This window comes from Candidatus Tectomicrobia bacterium (assembly GCA_016192135.1).
Classification (GTDB): Bacteria; UBA8248; UBA8248; order UBA8248; family UBA8248; genus 2-12-FULL-69-37.
This window is the reverse complement of the sequence record JACPUR010000034.1, coordinates 21,466-36,660: the sequence shown is the minus strand read 5'-3', so window position 1 is coordinate 36,660 and position 15,195 is coordinate 21,466. Positions and strand designations below refer to the sequence as shown.

General features: G+C 68.4%; 19 protein-coding genes and 1 tRNA gene. 9 read left to right on the top strand and 11 right to left on the bottom strand.

Annotated features, from left to right (window positions below):
* Positions 1–24: 24 nt before the first annotated feature.
* On the top strand, positions 25–261 hold the full coding sequence (locus HYZ11_13655) for a hypothetical protein (GenBank protein ID MBI3128644.1): 237 nt from the start codon (positions 25–27) through the stop codon (positions 259–261).
* Here HYZ11_13655 and HYZ11_13650 read toward each other — a convergent pair.
* The 3 genes from HYZ11_13650 to HYZ11_13640 all read right to left on the bottom strand — a co-directional run bounded on the left by HYZ11_13650 (position 219) and on the right by HYZ11_13640 (position 2,997).
* Positions 219–1,418, bottom strand: a complete 1,200-nt coding sequence (locus tag HYZ11_13650; GenBank protein MBI3128643.1) for a hypothetical protein — start codon at positions 1,416–1,418, stop codon at positions 219–221. The two genes, HYZ11_13655 and HYZ11_13650, sit on opposite strands and share 43 nt — an antisense overlap.
* A gap of 78 nt (positions 1,419–1,496) precedes the next feature.
* Positions 1,497–2,480 carry an NADPH:quinone reductase gene (locus HYZ11_13645; GenBank protein MBI3128642.1) on the bottom strand — a complete coding sequence of 328 codons (984 nt, stop codon included), beginning with the start codon at positions 2,478–2,480 and terminating at the stop codon, positions 1,497–1,499.
* Positions 2,461–2,997, bottom strand: coding sequence for a metal-dependent hydrolase (locus HYZ11_13640; GenBank protein MBI3128641.1), 537 nt, complete (start codon positions 2,995–2,997; stop codon positions 2,461–2,463). The genes HYZ11_13645 and HYZ11_13640 overlap by 20 nt, the downstream gene beginning before the upstream one ends.
* 268 nt (positions 2,998–3,265) lie before the next feature.
* On the opposite strand from HYZ11_13640, the gene HYZ11_13635 reads away from it, so the two are divergent.
* From HYZ11_13635 to HYZ11_13620, 4 genes are all read left to right on the top strand, one after another.
* A complete protein-coding gene (locus HYZ11_13635; protein MBI3128640.1) occupies positions 3,266–3,979 on the top strand; it encodes an aldolase in 714 nt (237 codons plus the stop codon).
* Between the two features lie 121 nt (positions 3,980–4,100).
* The gene (locus HYZ11_13630; protein ID MBI3128639.1) at positions 4,101–4,949 is read left to right on the top strand and encodes a fumarylacetoacetate hydrolase family protein; all 849 of its coding nucleotides are present in this window, start codon (positions 4,101–4,103) and stop codon (positions 4,947–4,949) included.
* Positions 4,950–5,023: 74 nt separating this feature from the next.
* Positions 5,024–5,635, top strand: a complete 612-nt coding sequence (locus tag HYZ11_13625; GenBank protein MBI3128638.1) for a 4Fe-4S dicluster domain-containing protein — start codon at positions 5,024–5,026, stop codon at positions 5,633–5,635.
* Positions 5,635–6,006 (top strand): DUF393 domain-containing protein, encoded by a 372-nt coding sequence (locus tag HYZ11_13620; protein MBI3128637.1) that lies wholly within the window; start codon positions 5,635–5,637, stop codon positions 6,004–6,006. The genes HYZ11_13625 and HYZ11_13620 overlap by 1 nt, the downstream gene beginning before the upstream one ends.
* A 131-nt stretch (positions 6,007–6,137) precedes the next feature.
* Here HYZ11_13620 and HYZ11_13615 read toward each other — a convergent pair whose 3' ends face one another.
* From HYZ11_13615 to HYZ11_13595, 5 genes are all read right to left on the bottom strand, one after another.
* Positions 6,138–7,142 (bottom strand): hypothetical protein, encoded by a 1,005-nt coding sequence (locus tag HYZ11_13615; GenBank protein ID MBI3128636.1) that lies wholly within the window; start codon positions 7,140–7,142, stop codon positions 6,138–6,140.
* Positions 7,143–7,224: 82 nt separating this feature from the next.
* A complete protein-coding gene (locus tag HYZ11_13610) occupies positions 7,225–8,238 on the bottom strand; it encodes a hypothetical protein (GenBank protein ID MBI3128635.1) in 1,014 nt (337 codons plus the stop codon).
* Positions 8,239–8,261: 23 nt separating this feature from the next.
* The gene (locus HYZ11_13605) at positions 8,262–8,699 is read right to left on the bottom strand and encodes a pilus assembly protein (GenBank protein ID MBI3128634.1); all 438 of its coding nucleotides are present in this window, start codon (positions 8,697–8,699) and stop codon (positions 8,262–8,264) included.
* Between the two features lie 165 nt (positions 8,700–8,864).
* Complete coding sequence (locus HYZ11_13600; GenBank protein ID MBI3128633.1) at positions 8,865–9,065, bottom strand: hypothetical protein; 201 nt, start codon at positions 9,063–9,065, stop codon at positions 8,865–8,867.
* A gap of 116 nt (positions 9,066–9,181) precedes the next feature.
* The gene (locus HYZ11_13595) at positions 9,182–9,682 is read right to left on the bottom strand and encodes a hypothetical protein (protein ID MBI3128632.1); all 501 of its coding nucleotides are present in this window, start codon (positions 9,680–9,682) and stop codon (positions 9,182–9,184) included.
* A 283-nt stretch (positions 9,683–9,965) separates the two neighbouring features.
* On the opposite strand from HYZ11_13595, the gene HYZ11_13590 reads away from it, so the two are divergent.
* Positions 9,966–10,148, top strand: a complete 183-nt coding sequence (locus HYZ11_13590; protein ID MBI3128631.1) for a hypothetical protein — start codon at positions 9,966–9,968, stop codon at positions 10,146–10,148.
* 4 nt (positions 10,149–10,152) lie between these two features.
* Here HYZ11_13590 and hemG read toward each other — a convergent pair whose 3' ends face one another.
* Genes hemG through hemE form a run of 3 tightly spaced genes read right to left on the bottom strand, consistent with a single transcriptional unit; the run spans position 10,153 to position 13,618 of the window.
* A complete protein-coding gene (gene hemG / locus HYZ11_13585; protein ID MBI3128630.1) occupies positions 10,153–11,568 on the bottom strand; it encodes a protoporphyrinogen oxidase in 1,416 nt (471 codons plus the stop codon).
* 23 nt (positions 11,569–11,591) lie between these two features.
* Positions 11,592–12,560, bottom strand: a complete 969-nt coding sequence (hemH, locus tag HYZ11_13580) for a ferrochelatase (protein MBI3128629.1) — start codon at positions 12,558–12,560, stop codon at positions 11,592–11,594.
* Positions 12,557–13,618 carry a uroporphyrinogen decarboxylase gene (gene hemE, locus HYZ11_13575; GenBank protein ID MBI3128628.1) on the bottom strand — a complete coding sequence of 354 codons (1,062 nt, stop codon included), beginning with the start codon at positions 13,616–13,618 and terminating at the stop codon, positions 12,557–12,559. Before hemE ends, hemH begins: the two co-directional genes overlap by 4 nt.
* A 167-nt stretch (positions 13,619–13,785) precedes the next feature.
* On the opposite strand from hemE, the gene HYZ11_13570 reads away from it, so the two are divergent.
* From HYZ11_13570 to HYZ11_13560, 3 genes are all read left to right on the top strand, one after another.
* Positions 13,786–13,859 (top strand) — tRNA-Cys (locus HYZ11_13570).
* A 62-nt stretch (positions 13,860–13,921) separates the two neighbouring features.
* Positions 13,922–14,707 (top strand): VacJ family lipoprotein, encoded by a 786-nt coding sequence (locus tag HYZ11_13565; protein MBI3128627.1) that lies wholly within the window; start codon positions 13,922–13,924, stop codon positions 14,705–14,707.
* 244 nt (positions 14,708–14,951) lie between these two features.
* Positions 14,952–15,179 (top strand): hypothetical protein, encoded by a 228-nt coding sequence (locus HYZ11_13560; GenBank protein ID MBI3128626.1) that lies wholly within the window; start codon positions 14,952–14,954, stop codon positions 15,177–15,179.
* The last annotated feature ends 16 nt before the right edge of the window (positions 15,180–15,195 follow it).

Genomic DNA, 15,195 nt, shown 5'->3' with positions numbered 1-15,195 from the left:
GAAGGGAAGGCGGAGGCTCAGGCGATGTCGACGGCGAAGGAAGAACTCACCCGCCTCATCCAGGAGCAGCCCGAGGACAGCTCGCGCGAGGAAATCGTGCGCGAGCTTGCCTTCCACGTCATGGTGGAGCGCGGCCTGGCGGACTCGGACGCGAAGCGCGTCATCTCGAACGAGGAGATGGCGCGGCGCATCGCGCGATTTAGACAGGGCAACTTACATCAAGAAACCACAGGATGGACTGAACAAGAACACCCTATGTGACAGGGGACCTGAGGGAAGTTTTTTCTGGAATAGGTTTTCGCTGCCAATTTTTGGCAATGCGGGCAGCAATATTCTGCCCCAGCAATTTCCCATCCGGACACATACGAGGCATCGGATTCCTTCCAACGTGAGGCATATGCTGCCATCGAGTAGGTATGGGCAAGCAGTTCGGCGACTTCTTCGTAATATTTCCAACTACGAGAAACTTCTTCCACCCTGATGCCAGAAAATTCACCAGGCAGTGGCTTCAGTTGAAACAATTCGCGGAAAGCAATCTTTTTGCCTAACGTCTCCTGAATGTTCTTGATTGATTCCAAATACTCGATAGCCTGCGCCTTCCTTTTAAATGCAGGAGCACCTAATTCTGACGCCATCTCATTCATCTCTTTAAGTTTAAGTGAATCCAGGATAGATGCGAGAGGGATTTCCGTCCCGCGGATGGCCAGTCCCTTCTGAACCAAGGCTTCAAATCCATCCCGATCTCTATGATTCGCGGGGACCACTCTGACCTTTGCAAGGTTATCGGAATAGCGGAAATACAACCGGAGAGCTTCAAAACCGAAATGGTCAATCAAGTCATCATCGAAAGTGGCATCCGTAGGTTCACCTTCGAGTATTGTCCCAAGGTCGGCTCGTGGCCTGATTTCAATTGATTCCATCGCCTTTTGTTTGAAAGTCTCCAAAAGGTCTTCCCTGTCCTTTTCTGATGCATCCGGCCATTCCGATGACGCTCGCTTTTGCTCCTCGATTATCCGCAAATACTTTGGTTTAATCTCGTTCACATATTCGTCAATCTCGCGGCACCGAAGATTGGATCGCGCAATTATGGGAGCCAAGGATTTTATCTGTTCGTGTATTCCACGGTTTAAATTTGAATCCAAGATATCCTTAATTTCCTTCGCTATAGATTGGCTCACTCCGCAGATCGTCAGTGGAAATGTTGTCTTCGGATTAATCACCCAATCATTTGAACCCACTTTTTGAAGTCTGCCTGTATCAATGCCATCCGAAACCCTGTCAAGTGAACCTGTTACCGTTACGGATACGGCAGGCATCTCTGAGAGATGTTTTGTGGATTTGGCTTTTCGCGGCCTGTTGGATATGGCAACCACAACCAAAATAAGGAAAATCGCCGACACGATTAGGAAAATCGTCATTTCGCCCTCACCGAAGGAGCTAAACTTCTTGCCGGAGATAATCCCCATATATCAAATTACTATATTTACAATCAAACCCTACCCCACCTCCACCACGATGTTCCCCACGACCTCGCCGCTCTCCTGGGCCTCGTGGGCGGAGGCCAGGTCGGCCAGGGGGTAGCGCTGGGCCACGGCGTGGCGGATCTTCCCTTCCTCGATGGCCCGGTTGATGTCCCGGCAGGCGGCGCGCTTGGCCTCGTCGGGGATGGTGTAGACGAAGACGGGGCGGATGAGGACGCCCTTCTGCATGAAGGCGTACCAGGGCAGCACGGGCTCCCGGACGCGCATGGAGGCGTAGGCCGCGGCCACCCCGTTCTCCTTCACGACCTGGCTGGTGATGGGGAGGTTCTCCCCGAAGTCCACGTCCACCACGTGGTCCACCCCCTCGCCCCCGGTCAGGGCCCTGACGCGCTGGGCCACGTCCTCCGAGCGGTAGTTCACGATCTCGTCCGCCCCAGCCTCGCGGGCGCGGGCGGCCTTCTGCTCCCCGCTCACGGTGGCGATGACCCGGGCCCCGCCCCACCTGGCGAGCTGGACGGCGTAGAAGCCCACCGCCCCGGCGCCCCCCGTGACGAGCACCGTCTTGCCCCGGATGGGGCCGTCCGTGAAAAGCGCCCGGTGGGCCGTCATGGCCGGGATGCCCAGGCAGGCGCCCTCCTCGAAGGAGACGCCGGCCGGGAGGGGGACGGCGTAGAGGGCCGGGAGCGCGATGTACTGGGCGGCCGTGCCGTGGGTGCGCTGCCACTGGCCGTTGAACACCCACACCCGCTCCCCCACGCGGGAGGCCGGCACTCCGGGCCCGACCTGGTCGATCTCCCCCGCCCCGTCGCTGTGGGGGATGATGCGCTCCCAGCGCCAGGGGCCGCGCGAGCCCGCGCGGCTCTTCACGTCCGAGGGGTTCACCCCCGAGGCGCGCAGTCTCACGCGCACCTCGCCCGGCCCCGCCTGGGGCGTCTCGAGCTCCCCGACCTGGATCACCTCCCGGGCCGGGCCGTACTTCTCATACCATCCCGCGCGCATGCGATTCTCCTTGTCCGGCGAGGGTGTCCTTGCGCCGCCTGAGCCAGATGACGGCCGCCAGCAGCCAGAAGGGGGCCTCCCATTTCACGGCCCAGGCCGAGCGCTCGATCATCGTCCCGAGGCCGGGCAGCTGGGTCGCGTACCTCACTTCGGGGGCGAGGTTGAAGGGAGAGAACATCCAGTCCGAGAAGGGCCAGAAGATCACGACCCCGATGCCGTTGGCCGAATTCGTATCCATGACCGAGTCCGCGAGGCAGTGCAGTAGCACCCCGGCCAAGGCGGCCAGGGCGGCCCAGCCCTTCTCCTCCCGGGCGATTCCCCACGCGAGCCCGGCGGCGAGGAAGGCGAAGGCCAGGTTGTGGGTCGCCACCCGGTGGATGGAGACGAAGAAATCGAAGCCCGCGAACACATAATCCGCGTCGGGGAGGACGCCCCCCATCACCAGCGCCCAGGGAGGCAGCCGGCGGTCCGCCTGGGCGGCGAGCACCGAGACGGCGGCGTGGCCCGCGGGGGTCATGGAGGGTCTCCTGGGGGAAGACGGATGAACGCGCCGGGTCATCCATCCTAAACCAACGGCCGGGCGGCGGGAAGGCACGGGGTGCGCCTTGCCCCTCCCCGGGTTTCGGGGTAAGAATCGGGGCCTCCGGGATTCCATCCGAACGCTGGCGGCCCCGCCGCCTTTCACTGGACCGGTGTGCGCGAAGGAGGCCGCCTTGCCCGTCATCGCGAACGAGACGAAGCGGAAGTGCCGGGAGGGAAAGATCACCCTGGGGACGGGGGTGCGCATGGCCCGCACGGTCGAGGTGGGCCTCGCCATGCGGGCCGCGGGCTACGACTGGCTCTTCATCGACCTCGAGCACGGCCCCTTCGACCTCGAGACGGCCCAGCAGCTCTCCATCGCGGCGCTGACCCAGGGCATCACCCCGCTGGTGCGGGTGGCGGACCTCTCGCCCCACCTCAGCACCCGCATCCTGGACGCGGGCGCGCAGGGCATCGTGCTTCCCCACGTCGACTCGGCGGAGGAGGCGCGGGAGCTCGTGCACGTCTGCAAGTTCCCCCCCGAGGGCGGGCGCAGCTCGGGCGGGGGGCTGGCCCACGCCCGCTTCGAGGGGATGGACCCGGGGAAGCTCCTGGCCGACGTGAACCGCGAGATGCTCCTCGTCGCCATGATCGAGACGCCCGGGGCGGGGGAGAACGCGGACGAAATCGCGGCGGTGCCGGGCGTCGACGTGCTGCTCATCGGGACGAACGACCTGAGCACCGGGATGGGCATCGTGGGCCAGCACGACCACCCCAGGGTGAACAAGGTCTACGAGCAGGTCATCGCGGCCTGCAAGCGGCACGGCAAGACGGCCGGCATGGGCGGCTCCTACCAGCCGGCGATGATCGAGCGGCGGGTGAAGGAGGGCATCCGCTTCATCCTGGCCGGCAGCGACCTCAACTTCATGATGGCGGGCGCCAAGAGCATGGCCGAGACCATCCGGAAGGCGGCGGGCTGAGGGTTGCCGCTTCTCCGTAGGGGCGGGCCCCCGCGCCCGCCCCATCCCTGACACAGGGGCGGCCACAGGGGGCCGCCCCTATGGGTGCATCGGCCCCATCGGTACGCATCCAGGAGGAACGATGAAGCTGCTCACCTACCAGGCCGGGAACGGCCCCCGCGTGGCGGTGCTGACCGCCGCGGGGGTGGAGGACGTGGTGCCCGAGACGGGGGACGCCTGCGCCGTCATCGCGGCGGGGGGCGCGCCCAAGACGAACGGCAAGCCCAAGCCCCTCTCGTCGGTCAAGCTCCTCGCGCCCATCGCGGAGCTCAAGCGCCCCGTCATCGCGGTGGGGCTCAACTACAAGAAGCACGCCGACGAGGGCGCCCGGAAGCGCGGGCGGCCGGTGGGGGTGTACCCGGAGATCCCGGTCTACTTCACCAAGTGGATCGGCTCGCACAACGGCCCGGAGGGGGACATCCTCTACCACCCCATCACGAAGGAACTCGACTACGAGTGCGAGCTCGTCATCGTCATCGGCAGGAAGGGGATCAACATCCCCAAGGAGAAGGCGCTCGATTACGTCTACGGCTACACCATCATGAACGAAGTGTCGGCCCGCGACATCCAGGTGCGGCACCTCCAGTGGTTCAAGGGGAAGGCCCTGGACTCCTTCGGCCCCCTCGGCCCCTGGATCGTGACCGCCGACGAGGTCGGCGACGCCGATAACCTCGCCGTACAGAGCCGGCTGAACGGCCAGGTTCGCCAGAAGTCGAACACGAACGACATGATCTTCAACATCGCCACCGTGGTTTCCGTCCTCTCGGAAGGCTTCACCCTCGTGCCCGGCGACATGATCGCCACCGGCACCCCCGAGGGCGTGGGCTTCGCCATGGACCCGCCGGGCCTCATGAAGCCGGGCGACGTCATCGAGTGCGAGATCGAGAAGATCGGCGTCCTGCGGAACCGCGTCGTGGCCCCGAAGGGCTAGCCTTCGGGGGGCGGGCGGCGTAGCATGCGGGGGCGGCTATCGGGCCGCCCCCCGCCGCCGAACGGGAAGCACGCATGGGCGCCGAGCGCCGGATGGACCGCAAGACCTTCCTGAAGGAGGGCCCCCTCCACCTCATCCGCGCCTTCTTCCAGGGGGCGAACGAGGGGGAGACGAAGGGCTACCGCCCCCCGGCGGAGGACCTCCTCATCCGCCCGCCCGGGGCGGCCCGGCCCGAGGCGCGCTTCCTCGAGGTCTGCCTCGGGAGCTCCGCCTGCTCCATCGCCTGCCCGGCCAACGCCATCCGCATGGTGCCGCGCCGCGACGACCCCGGCCTCATCGCCCCCCTCATCCGCCCCAGCGAGGCGGCCTGCGTCCTCTGCGAGGACCTCTCCTGCATGAAGGCCTGCCCGACGGGTGCCCTCACCCTGCTCCCCCGCGAAGAGATCCGCATCGGCCTGGCCGTGGTGTACCCGGAGAAGTGCTTCGCCTGGTCGGGCGAGGAACCCTCCTGCTCCGCCTGCGCCGACCGCTGCCCGATCGGGGCGGCCGCCATCGCCATCGAGGAGAGGGACGGGGCCAAGGGCCCCGTGGTGCGGGAGGCCGGCTGCACGGGCTGCGGGGTGTGCGAGTTCTACTGTCCCGTCTATCCCGCCGCCGTCCGCATCCGCGAGCTGGCGGAGGGCTGATGGCCGCCCCCGGGGACGGGCGCGCCCTCCTCCTCTGGGACGGCGATTGCGGCTTCTGCCGCCGCAGCGTGGCCTGGGTCGAGGCCCGCGACCGCGCCGGGCGCATCCGTTCCGTTCCCTATCAGCAGGCCTCCTCGCCCCCCATGACGGACGAGCTGCGCCGGGCCTGCGCCCGGTGGGTCCACCTCATCCTGCCGGACGGGCGCGTGCTGCGCGCCGGCCGCGCGGCCCTGGGCGTGCTCGCCCTCCTGGGCTGGGAGCGCTCGGCGGCGCTCCTCTCCCTCCCGCCCTTCGTGTGGCTCGTCGAAGCGGGCTACTGGCTGGTGTCGGAAAACCGGGGCCGGCTGGGGCGGCGGCTGGGGTTTCTCTAGCCGTAAAATCCGGATGGGCCGCTCATGGCAAGTGATCGGGAAGGCGATGGAGCCTCAACCCCTCTTCCCCCGGAGAGGGGGAAGATGCCGGCCCCGCCCGCGGATGGGCAAGGCGGCGGGATTCCGCGGGGCTAGTTGGTCAGCCTCACCCCCACGATGGAGTTGATGCCGTACCCCTCCCCCGCCTGGGCGAAGCTGTTGGTGGAGACGGCGGTGCGGATGATCTCGAAGGTGGTCGTGTCGGTGTTGCCGGACTGCGCGAAGCTCGAGACGCGCACCTGGACGAAGTCCACGATCTCGATGTTGTAGGCCTGGCTCGCCGGGTCGCGCCCCCGGATGACGGCGAAGGTCATCTCGTTGCGGCCCTCGGCGAGGCGATCCTCCATCCCGGAGCGCCAGCCGTTCCGGTTGCCGGGCAGCGCGCGGGCCGGGTCGCCGTAGTTCACCTCGACGTCGTAGCCGTCGTAGACCCGCGACCGGAACAGGCTGTTGCTGTTCGAGTGGTCGTCCAGGGTGAAGCCCACCAGGAAGTTCTCTCCGTTGGCGATGGCGTTCCCGCAGCCGTTGCCGCCGGCGCCGTCCGCGAAGAAGTTGCCGCAGTAGCGCCGCAGGCTGAAGGTCTGCCCCACCTGGAGCACCCCGGAGCAGCCGCTGGGGTTGTTGCAGTGGATCCCGAGGGGGACCATGCTGCCCGGCGGCACCGAGGAGGCCGGCGAGATGGAGGCCCCGGCGTTGGCGTTGACGCCCGCGGTGTTGAAGCCGATGACGGGCGCGAAGAAGAGCGGCAGGTTGTGGACGATGTTCACCTGGATCGAGGTGGACGTCGGGAAGCTAACCGTGGGTGTGGCCCCCGTGAGGTAGGCGAGCCGGCCGAGGTTCTGGTTCGTGAAGTTGAGCGCCTCGGCGTTCGCGGCGGACTGGTTCCCTCCGGTGGCCAGCACGCCCGCCCCCGCCCGGGCGCCGGCGTCGGCCGCCGTCTGCATGGCCGAGCGCGCCACGTACATGTAGCCGACGTCCACCGAGAGGGCTCCCATGCCCATGAGCACCGGGAGCATGAGGGCGACGATCGCCAGCACTTGCCCCCGCGCGCTCCGGATGCGGCGCGGGAACCCGCGGCGCCAGCTCTGGGTCGTCATCTGGAATCCCCCATGATGGGCGTCAGCGCCCGATTATACCCGCTCCACCCTCTTCCCGGGGGCGCCCCGCAGACTCGCCCTTTTACTGGGTGAGCCGCACCGCCACCACCGAGTTGAGTCCGAGTCCCTCGTTCTGGCCGGCGAAGCTCTGCGAGGAGACGGGGCCGCGGATGATCTCGATGTCGAAGCTGTCCTGCTTGTTGCCGTGCCCGACCTTGAAACTGTTGACGCGCACCTGCACGAAGTCCACCACCCGGATGTTGTAGTTGCCGACGGGGGGCTCTAGGCGCTCGATTACCACGAAGGTCATCTCGTTGCGGCCCTCGGCGAGCCGGTCCGTCATGCCCGAGGACCAGCCCTCCCGCGTCCCCGGCAGCGCCCGGGAATGCTGGCCGATCGAGACGGAGGCGGGCGAGCCGCCGTAAACCTCGTTGCGGAACTGGGCGTTGCTCACGTCGGAGGCGTCCTCGAGCGTCATGCCGGTGAGGAAGATTTCGCCGTCGGCCGGGTTCTCGGGGCTGTAGTTGCAGGTGGAGCCGCCCGAGCCGAAGAAGTTCCCGCAGTGGCGCTTGATGTCCGAGAGGAGCTGGTTGAGGGCGAGCTGGCCGTTGCAGGCGCCGGGATTGTTGCAGTAGATGCCGATCGGCACGATGCCGTTCGGCGGCAGGCCGTTCACGGCGGAGAAGCCCGCGGTGGCGCTCACCTGGATGCTCGCGGCCGGGACGCCGATGACGGGGGCGAAGAACAGGCCCACGCTGTGGTTGATCTGGACGCGGATGGTGGTGGCCGTGGGGAAGCTCACGACGGGGGCGGCCCCGCTCAGGTAGCCGATGCCCGCGATGTTCTGGTTGGCGAAAGACGCGGCCTGCTGGGAGGCGTTGCTCTGGCTGTTGCTCCCGGCCAGGACGTTCGCGCCCGCCATCGCGCCCGCGTCGGCCGCGTTCTGCAGGGCGTTCCGGGCGGTGTAGAGGTAGCCCACGTCCACGGCCAGGGCGCCCATGCCGATGATCGCCGGGAGGGCGAGCGCCGCGATCGCCATGGAGACGCCGCGCTCGTCCCGCCGGAGCCAGCGCGCCGCCCGCAGCCGCCTGAGCATGATGACGCCTCCTCCGCCTCCGGCTACTCGTGCCGCATGGTGGCGGTCTGGGAGAGGTTGATGGTGCCCGTCCAGCCCGGGATGAGGGTGCCCGTCAGGGTCTGGAAGGGGCAGGTCACCGTCACCGTGACGGAGTCCCCCGCGTTCCCGCCTCCCCCCCAGTTGGCCCCGGCCGTGTTGCACCCCCCCTGGCCCGCCGAGGACAGGTAGGTGGTCACCGTGCCGGTGACGTCGCCGTTGGTGCTCGATGGGATGATGCCCACGCGGGCGCCCTCGCGGGCGGCGTTCGTCACCACCTGCATGACATTGAAGGCGCGCGCGAAGTCGATCACGCCCATCACGAGCAGGATCAGCATCGGGAGGATCAGGGCGAACTCGACCATCGACTGCCCGCGGCCGCTCCGCAGCGGCCGGAAGAGCCGGCCCCGCCCCGAACTCCGCCCCCCGACGTCGCCTTTCATTCCTCCTCCCTTCCTGCGGTATACCATGCGGTCCCGCACGGGCCGTGGCAGTAAGGGCGTTCACACGAGCGCGCTCCAAATCGGCGAACGCGTGAAGCCGGACACGCGGGAACGGGGGGTTTTGGGAGATTCGTGGCGGAGGTCACACCGCCAGGGGGCGCTCTCTTACAGCGCCGCGATGACGGGCTGGAGGAGGTTTCCGACCGAAACGCCGAACGTCAGGAGGGCGCCCGCCAGGACCAGGCCGACGAACATGAGGATGAGGGCGTACTCCACCAGCCCCTGTCCCCGGTCGTCCCGCCACCATTTCGCGGGACCCTCCCGGCCCGCCGCTCCGCAGCCCCAGTTCCCGGCAGGTCCCGTCATAGACCCCTCCGAGGCGCTCCTCCCGCCTCTCCGCTCCCATTCCGTGGATCAATTGTCATTATTATACAAGGTTTTACCACGGGCCATGAACCATGTCACATATTTCGCGCGCCGGTTCAGGCGAACTCCTCGCCCAGTATCTCGTGAATGAAGCGCTGGACGGCCAGGGGATAGAAGCGGATGTCGGGGGTGCGGAGGACGGCCGTGCGCGTCTCCTCCTGGCGGAGGAGCTCTTCGAGGACCTTCTCCATCAGCACCTCGGGGCTCCACTCGTGGCGCGTGATCGTGAGGTGCTCGCTCTGGAGGTTGAACGATCCCGCCGCCACCGCCGGGAAGGCGAAGACCCGCCCCACCAGGTTGGCGTCCATGATCTCCCGCTCCTCGAACAGATCGCCGAAGGTCTTCTGGGCCTGGGCGGGTGTCCAGATGAGCTTTGGGGAAACCATCAGCCGGCCCGAGATCTGGACCGAGCCGGAGTCCCGCTTCGCCTCGGGGCCCAGCACCCGGTAGCCCAGCTCGTGGTAGCCCGCGACGATGCCCAGGTAGGGCCGGCGGACGATCTGGATTTCCTTGAGGATTCGGCGGTGGTCGTCCCTGAGGCCCTGCTCGTCGAACATCGGCTTTTCCCCCTCCGATGGGAGTGCTTACATAACAGACCCCTCGGGGAGGGTCAATTGGCAGGGTATCAAGGGATTTTTCGGTAGCAGGCCCGTTTGCATGGCGAGGCCCCCGCCGCCGGCACCCCCCCTCGCCCCGGCTCTCTCCCCCGGGGGTGAGGAAATGGGAGGGACGGCAGAATCGCCAAACCGACTCCCTGCCGACTTCCACCCCCCTTGGCAAGCGCCGAATTTCGGATTAAGCTATCCAAGATAGGGGGCCTCCCCCCTCAAGGAGATGGACATGGCGCCCCCAGTCACCTGCCCGTTCCGCATCTGCCTGGAGAACGGGGAAATCCTCTGCTTCGACCCTTGGTTCGTGCGGAGCGTTTCGCGCGGACCCCATTTCGTGCGGGACTTCTGCCAGGGCGACTTCACCGCCTGCCCGTTTTACCAGATGCAAAAAATCAAGCGAGTCCACGCCTAGGCTTTCACGCTGGCGGCGCGCTCGCCAGAAAGCCCAGCAGCCGGCCCGCCGCCGCCTGGGCGCTGGCGGCGCAGTCGGGAATGCCCACCCCGCGGTAGGCGCTCCCGGCCAGGGCCAGCCCGGGCAGCTCCCCGGCCAGCCGCTCCATCTCCCCCACCCGCTCCAGGTGCCCCACCGTGTAGTGCGGCATGGCTCGCGCGTAGCGCTGGAGCAGGACTCCCTCGGGTTCTCCGGAAAGTCCCAGCACGGGCCTCAGCTCCCCGATCAGCCGCCGGAGGAGCTCCGCGTCCGGGAGCCCCAACGCCGTCCCGCCCCGCGCCCCCCCGGCGAACGCGCGCAGCAGCACCTTCCCCTCCGGGGCCCGGCCCGGGAACTTCGAACTCGAGAACGAGCACGCCATCAGGGACAGCCCCTCGGAGGCCGGCACGACGAAACCCATCCCGTCGAGCGGGTGGGCCAGCTGCTCCCGCCGGAAGACCAGGTTGAGGGTGACCACCGAGCCGTAGGGAATCTGCCCCAGCAGCGCGCCCAGGCGGGGCGAGAGGCCCGCCAGGAGCCGGCTCCCCGCGTGCGCGGGCAGGGCGGAGCACACGGCGTCGGCCTCCATCTCCCCTCCCTCCTCCAATCCCACCCGCCAGCGGCCCCCCTCCCGGCGGAGGCCCGAAACCCGGGCTCCGCAGCGAAGCGAAACGCCTTCGCGGGCGAGCCGCTCCCGCAGCGCCTCGACCAGCAGGCCCATCCCCTCGTCGAGCGCGACGAAGAGCGCATAGCGCGGCCCGCTCGCCCCCGCCGTCCCCCGGGCCTCCGCCATGCGCCTGCGCAGGGCGAGGATGACGCTGCGGTGGCGGCGCTCCATCTCGATGAACTGGGGCATGGTCGCCTCGAGGCTCAGCTCCTCCGGATCGGCGGCATAGATGCCCGCCACCATCGGCTGGGCCATCCGCTCGAGCGCCTCGCGCCCGAGGCGGCGGCGGACGAAGGAGGCGAGGGACTCGTCCCCCGTCCCGCGGCGGCGCGGCAGCACGAGGTCGAGCCCCATGCGGAGCTTCCCCAGGGGGCTGAAGATGGAGGTCGCGGCCAGGGGCCAGAGGGAGGAAGGCGCCAGCAGGTAGAAGCCCTGCGGCACGGGGTGCAGCCTGCCGCCCCGCAGGATGAAGCTCCGGCGGCACTCCGGGCGCGTGCCCGTGAGCCGGCCCTCGAGGCCCAGCTCCCGGCAGAGGGCCAAGCCCTCCGGCTTGATGGAGAGGAAGCAGTCGGGGCCCTTCTCGAGGAGGCAGCCGCCCGCCCGGGCCGTCTCGATGGCGCCGCCCACCCGCGGGGAGGCCTCGAGCAAGGTCACTTCGAGCGGCAACCCCCGCTCCCGGGCGCCCTGGCTGAGGCGGAGGCAGGCCGCCAGGCCCGTGACGCCGCCGCCCAGCACCACCGCCCGCCGGGGCACGGGGGTCAAGCGGCCCCTCCCGCCGCCCTCGCCAGCACGAGGTCGCGCAGCATCCGGATGAAGGCCGGGTGGGTCCCCACCGTGGGCGCCCGGAAGTAGCCGAGGCCCGCCTCCTCGGCCGCCTCGCGGGCCTCTTCATCGAGATCGTAGAGGACCTCGACGTGGTCGCAGATGAAGCCGATGGGGGCCAGGACCACGTCCCTCGCCCCTTCCCCCGCCGCCTTCCGCACGACGTCCGTCACGTCGGGCTCGAGCCACGTGCCGGGGACATCGCTGGCGCTGCTCTGGTAGCCGATCTCGAAGCGCTTCACCCCAAGGGCCTCCGCGGCCAGGACGGCGGTGCGGGAGAACTCGCGCTCGTAGGGGGAAACCTTGGCCATCGGCACCGGGATGGAGTGAGCGGTGAAGATGAGGCGCGCCCTCTCGAAGCGGCCGGTCCCCATGCGGCCCGCCGCGCGGCGCACGCAGTCCGCCACCGCCTCGATGAAGGCGGGGTGATCGAACCAGGGGGCGTCAAGGAACTCGACCTCGGGCGCGCCGGCGCCTATATCCTCCCGCGCGGCGCGCGCGGCGCCCTGGTAGGCCTCCCAGCTCACCTTCGCCCGGTGCGGGGCGAGCACGATGGCGAGCGCCCGGCGCAGGCCCCGGCGGGCCATCTCGGCGAGCGCCTCGCGCACGTAGGGAGTCCAGAAGCGGAAGCCCACATAGACGGGAAGCGGCTTCCCGGCGGCGTCGAGGGCGGTTTCGAGCGCGCCCGCCTGCTTCTGGGAGAAGTAGCTGAAGGGGGAGAAGCCCCCGAAGTGGGCGTAGTGGGCGGCCACCTCGCGGATGCGGTCGGCGCTCCCCGCGCGGCCCCCGACGACGTTCTCGACGTAGCAGTAGGCCTCGCCCGGGCAGTCCGCGTGGCGCCGGCAGCAGCCGGGAGTGGGGCCGCCGAACCCGACGAGAAGGACGGAATCGAAGGCTGAGGTCATGGCCGGCTCCCCCGCTCCCACGTGTGCACCAGATCCACCAGGAAGCGGACGTTGTCCACCGGCGTCGAGGGCAGCACGCCGTGGCCCAGGTTGAAGATGTGGCCGGGCCTTCCGCCCGCCTGGCGGAGGATGGCCTCGGCCCGCCGGCGGATGAGGTCCCGGTCCCCCAGCAGGACGGCCGGGTCGAGGTTGCCTTGCACCGCGACCTCGCCCAGGCGCATCCAGGCCTCGCCGAGCTCCACCCGGAAGTCGAGGCCGATCACGTCGCCCCCCGCCTCGCGCATGGCCTCGAGCAGCGAAGCCGTCCCCGTGCCGAAGTGGATGACCGGGACGCCGGGCCGCAGCCCCTCGATGAGGGCGCGGGTGTGGGGGAGCACGAACTCGCGGTAGTCCGCCGGCCCGAGGGCCCCGACCCAGGAGTCGAAGATCTGGACGGCCTGCGCGCCCGCCTCGATCTGGCCGTTCAGGTAGGGCACCAGCGCGCGCACGAGGCGCTCCATCAGGGAGCGCCATGCCCCGGGGTCGCGGTACATGAAACCCTTGGTGAGGGTGAACTCGCGCGAGCCGCCCCCCTCGATCATGTAGGACGCCAGGGTGAAGGGCGCGCCCGAGAAGCCGATGAGAGGCATGCCCGCCGGGAGCGCGGAGCGGATCTGCCGGACGGCCTCGAACACGAACGGGAGGCATCCCGGCTCCGCCTCGCGCAGGCGCTCGGCGTCCCGCCCTTCGCGGACGGGGTTGGCCAGCACGGGGCCGTTCCCCTTGGAGTATTCCAGTTCCATCCCCATCGGCTCGAGGATGAGGAGGATGTCCGAGAAGAGAATGGCGGCGTCCGCCCCGATGGCCCGGGCGGCCGTCACCGTCACCTCGGCGGCGAGGGCGGGGTCGCGGCAAAGATCCTTGAAGGGCACGCGCTCGCGCAGGTCGCGGTACTCCTTCATGTAGCGTCCGGCCTGGCGCATGAGCCAGATGGGGGTGGGGGCGCCCGGCTCGCGCCGGCAGGCCCGCAGGAAAGGAGAGGCATCCTGGGCCGCGGGCCCCTCCGGACGCGGATTCATACGCACATGCCTCCAGCCGGTGAAACGGAGTCGGCCCGGAAGGGCCGAGGGGGAGTGTAATCGAAACCCATCCCGGAAGCACACGAGGGTGGGGTAACCCCCTGAGTAGACACCCGATCGGGCTTTGAGTTAGAAATCCTTATGTGCAGGTGCGCCTTAGGTTTCGGGGCGCCATAGCCAAGCGGTAAGGCAGAGGACTGCAAATCCTCGATCCCCGGTTCAAATCCGGGTGGCGCCTCCACGATGTCCGGCGGGGGTCGGCGGCCCCCGCTTTTTTGCGCGGTGTCCCTGGGAGGCCTCCCGATGGAGTTGAGCCGCAAGGCGTCGTGCCTGGCCCGCGTCTGCCTGGCCGCCTGGCTCGCCGTCTCCTCCGCCGGGCTGGCCGGCTGCGCCGCGCAGCAGTCGGCCGACGCTCCTCCGGGCATGGAGGACGAGGTCCCCGACCCGCTCGAAGAGCTGAACCGCGCCGTCTTCGAGTTCAACGATTACCTGGACATCTACATCCTTCGGCCGCTCGCCCTGGGCTACCGCGCGGTCCTGCCCCAGCCGGTGCGCGACTCGGTCCGCAACTTCTTGCGCAACCTGGGCGCCCCGGTCACCTTCTTCAACGATGTCCTGCAGGGGAAGGGGGAGCGGGCCCAGATCACCCTGGGCCGGTTCATGGTGAATACCACGTTCGGCGTCGTCGGGCTCTTCGATGTCGCGGACGGGATGGGCGCCCCCTACCACTCCGAGGACTTCGGCCAGACCCTCGCGGTGTGGGGCGCCAAGCCGGGAATCTATCTCGTGCTGCCCATCCTGGGGCCCTCCACCACGCGGGACGCCGCCGGGCGCGTGGCCGACGTCTTCATGAACCCGTTCAACTACGTCTACGCGCACAACGACCTCGACTACCTGCCCTACGTCTTTTACGGGGTGGGGGCGGTGGACCTGCGCGAGCGCAACCTTGAGCTTCTCGATCAGCTCAAGGCCGAGGCACTGGACTACTACACCCTCATCCGCAGCATCTACCTCCAAATCCGCGAGAACGAGATTCAGGACGGAAAGGCCCCCGCGGGCGGCCCCGGGGGCAAGCTGCAGACCCAGTAAGCCCCTCCCCGCGCCGAAAGCTTCCGGCCCTGCCTCCCTGGCTGGCCCCGGGAAGAGCCTCATCCCCCAGGCAAAGGCGCCCCCGGGGCCTCCCTGCCGGATGGGGCCTGGGCCAAATCTGCCCAAAGAATCCCCAAAATCGCCTGATTTTCCGGCTGGAAATCCGGAGCAAGGCCGGTTGGAGCCATTTCTTCAGGAAAAAATCGCTAAAGTAATCCCCGCGGCATTCCGTTAGGAGACATGGATGACCCCCAGTGGGGTCGAAGGGGACAGCACCATGGAAGCCGTGAACACCGCCCAGGCCACCGTCTCCGCCGCAGCGGCCGCTGCCGCCGCCGACGCATCGGCGGGGGGCATCAGCGCCAATAAAGGCATCAACGTGGCGCTGGGGATCCTGCTCGCCGCCACCTCGGCGGCCCAGCAGGCCGCTCAGGTGACGGGCAAGGGCGCCTCCCTGGACGCCCTCGTCTAGCCGCTCCACCCTCCCC

Bases quoted from the DNA above. Each gene is read 5' to 3' on its own strand.
- HYZ11_13610 (MBI3128635.1), bottom strand. From the start codon at position 8,238: ATGCTCAGGCGGCTGCGGGCGGCGCGCTGGCTCCGGCGGGACGAGCGC.
- HYZ11_13650 (MBI3128643.1), bottom strand. From the start codon at position 1,418: ATGACGATTTTCCTAATCGTGTCGGCGATTTTCCTTATTTTGGTTGTG.
- HYZ11_13560 (MBI3128626.1), top strand. From the start codon at position 14,952: ATGACCCCCAGTGGGGTCGAAGGGGACAGCACCATGGAAGCCGTGAAC.
- HYZ11_13635 (MBI3128640.1), top strand. From the start codon at position 3,266: ATGGCCCGCACGGTCGAGGTGGGCCTCGCCATGCGGGCCGCGGGCTAC.
- HYZ11_13655 (MBI3128644.1), top strand. From the start codon at position 25: ATGTCGACGGCGAAGGAAGAACTCACCCGCCTCATCCAGGAGCAGCCC.
- hemE (MBI3128628.1), bottom strand. From the start codon at position 13,618: ATGAATCCGCGTCCGGAGGGGCCCGCGGCCCAGGATGCCTCTCCTTTC.
- HYZ11_13615 (MBI3128636.1), bottom strand. From the start codon at position 7,142: ATGACGACCCAGAGCTGGCGCCGCGGGTTCCCGCGCCGCATCCGGAGC.
- HYZ11_13600 (MBI3128633.1), bottom strand. From the start codon at position 9,065: ATGACGGGACCTGCCGGGAACTGGGGCTGCGGAGCGGCGGGCCGGGAG.
- HYZ11_13630 (MBI3128639.1), top strand. From the start codon at position 4,101: ATGAAGCTGCTCACCTACCAGGCCGGGAACGGCCCCCGCGTGGCGGTG.
- HYZ11_13605 (MBI3128634.1), bottom strand. From the start codon at position 8,699: ATGAAAGGCGACGTCGGGGGGCGGAGTTCGGGGCGGGGCCGGCTCTTC.
- HYZ11_13640 (MBI3128641.1), bottom strand. From the start codon at position 2,997: ATGACCCCCGCGGGCCACGCCGCCGTCTCGGTGCTCGCCGCCCAGGCG.
- HYZ11_13590 (MBI3128631.1), top strand. From the start codon at position 9,966: ATGGCGCCCCCAGTCACCTGCCCGTTCCGCATCTGCCTGGAGAACGGG.
- HYZ11_13625 (MBI3128638.1), top strand. From the start codon at position 5,024: ATGGGCGCCGAGCGCCGGATGGACCGCAAGACCTTCCTGAAGGAGGGC.
- HYZ11_13565 (MBI3128627.1), top strand. From the start codon at position 13,922: ATGGAGTTGAGCCGCAAGGCGTCGTGCCTGGCCCGCGTCTGCCTGGCC.
- HYZ11_13645 (MBI3128642.1), bottom strand. From the start codon at position 2,480: ATGCGCGCGGGATGGTATGAGAAGTACGGCCCGGCCCGGGAGGTGATC.
- HYZ11_13595 (MBI3128632.1), bottom strand. From the start codon at position 9,682: ATGTTCGACGAGCAGGGCCTCAGGGACGACCACCGCCGAATCCTCAAG.
- hemH (MBI3128629.1), bottom strand. From the start codon at position 12,560: ATGACCTCAGCCTTCGATTCCGTCCTTCTCGTCGGGTTCGGCGGCCCC.
- HYZ11_13620 (MBI3128637.1), top strand. From the start codon at position 5,635: ATGGCCGCCCCCGGGGACGGGCGCGCCCTCCTCCTCTGGGACGGCGAT.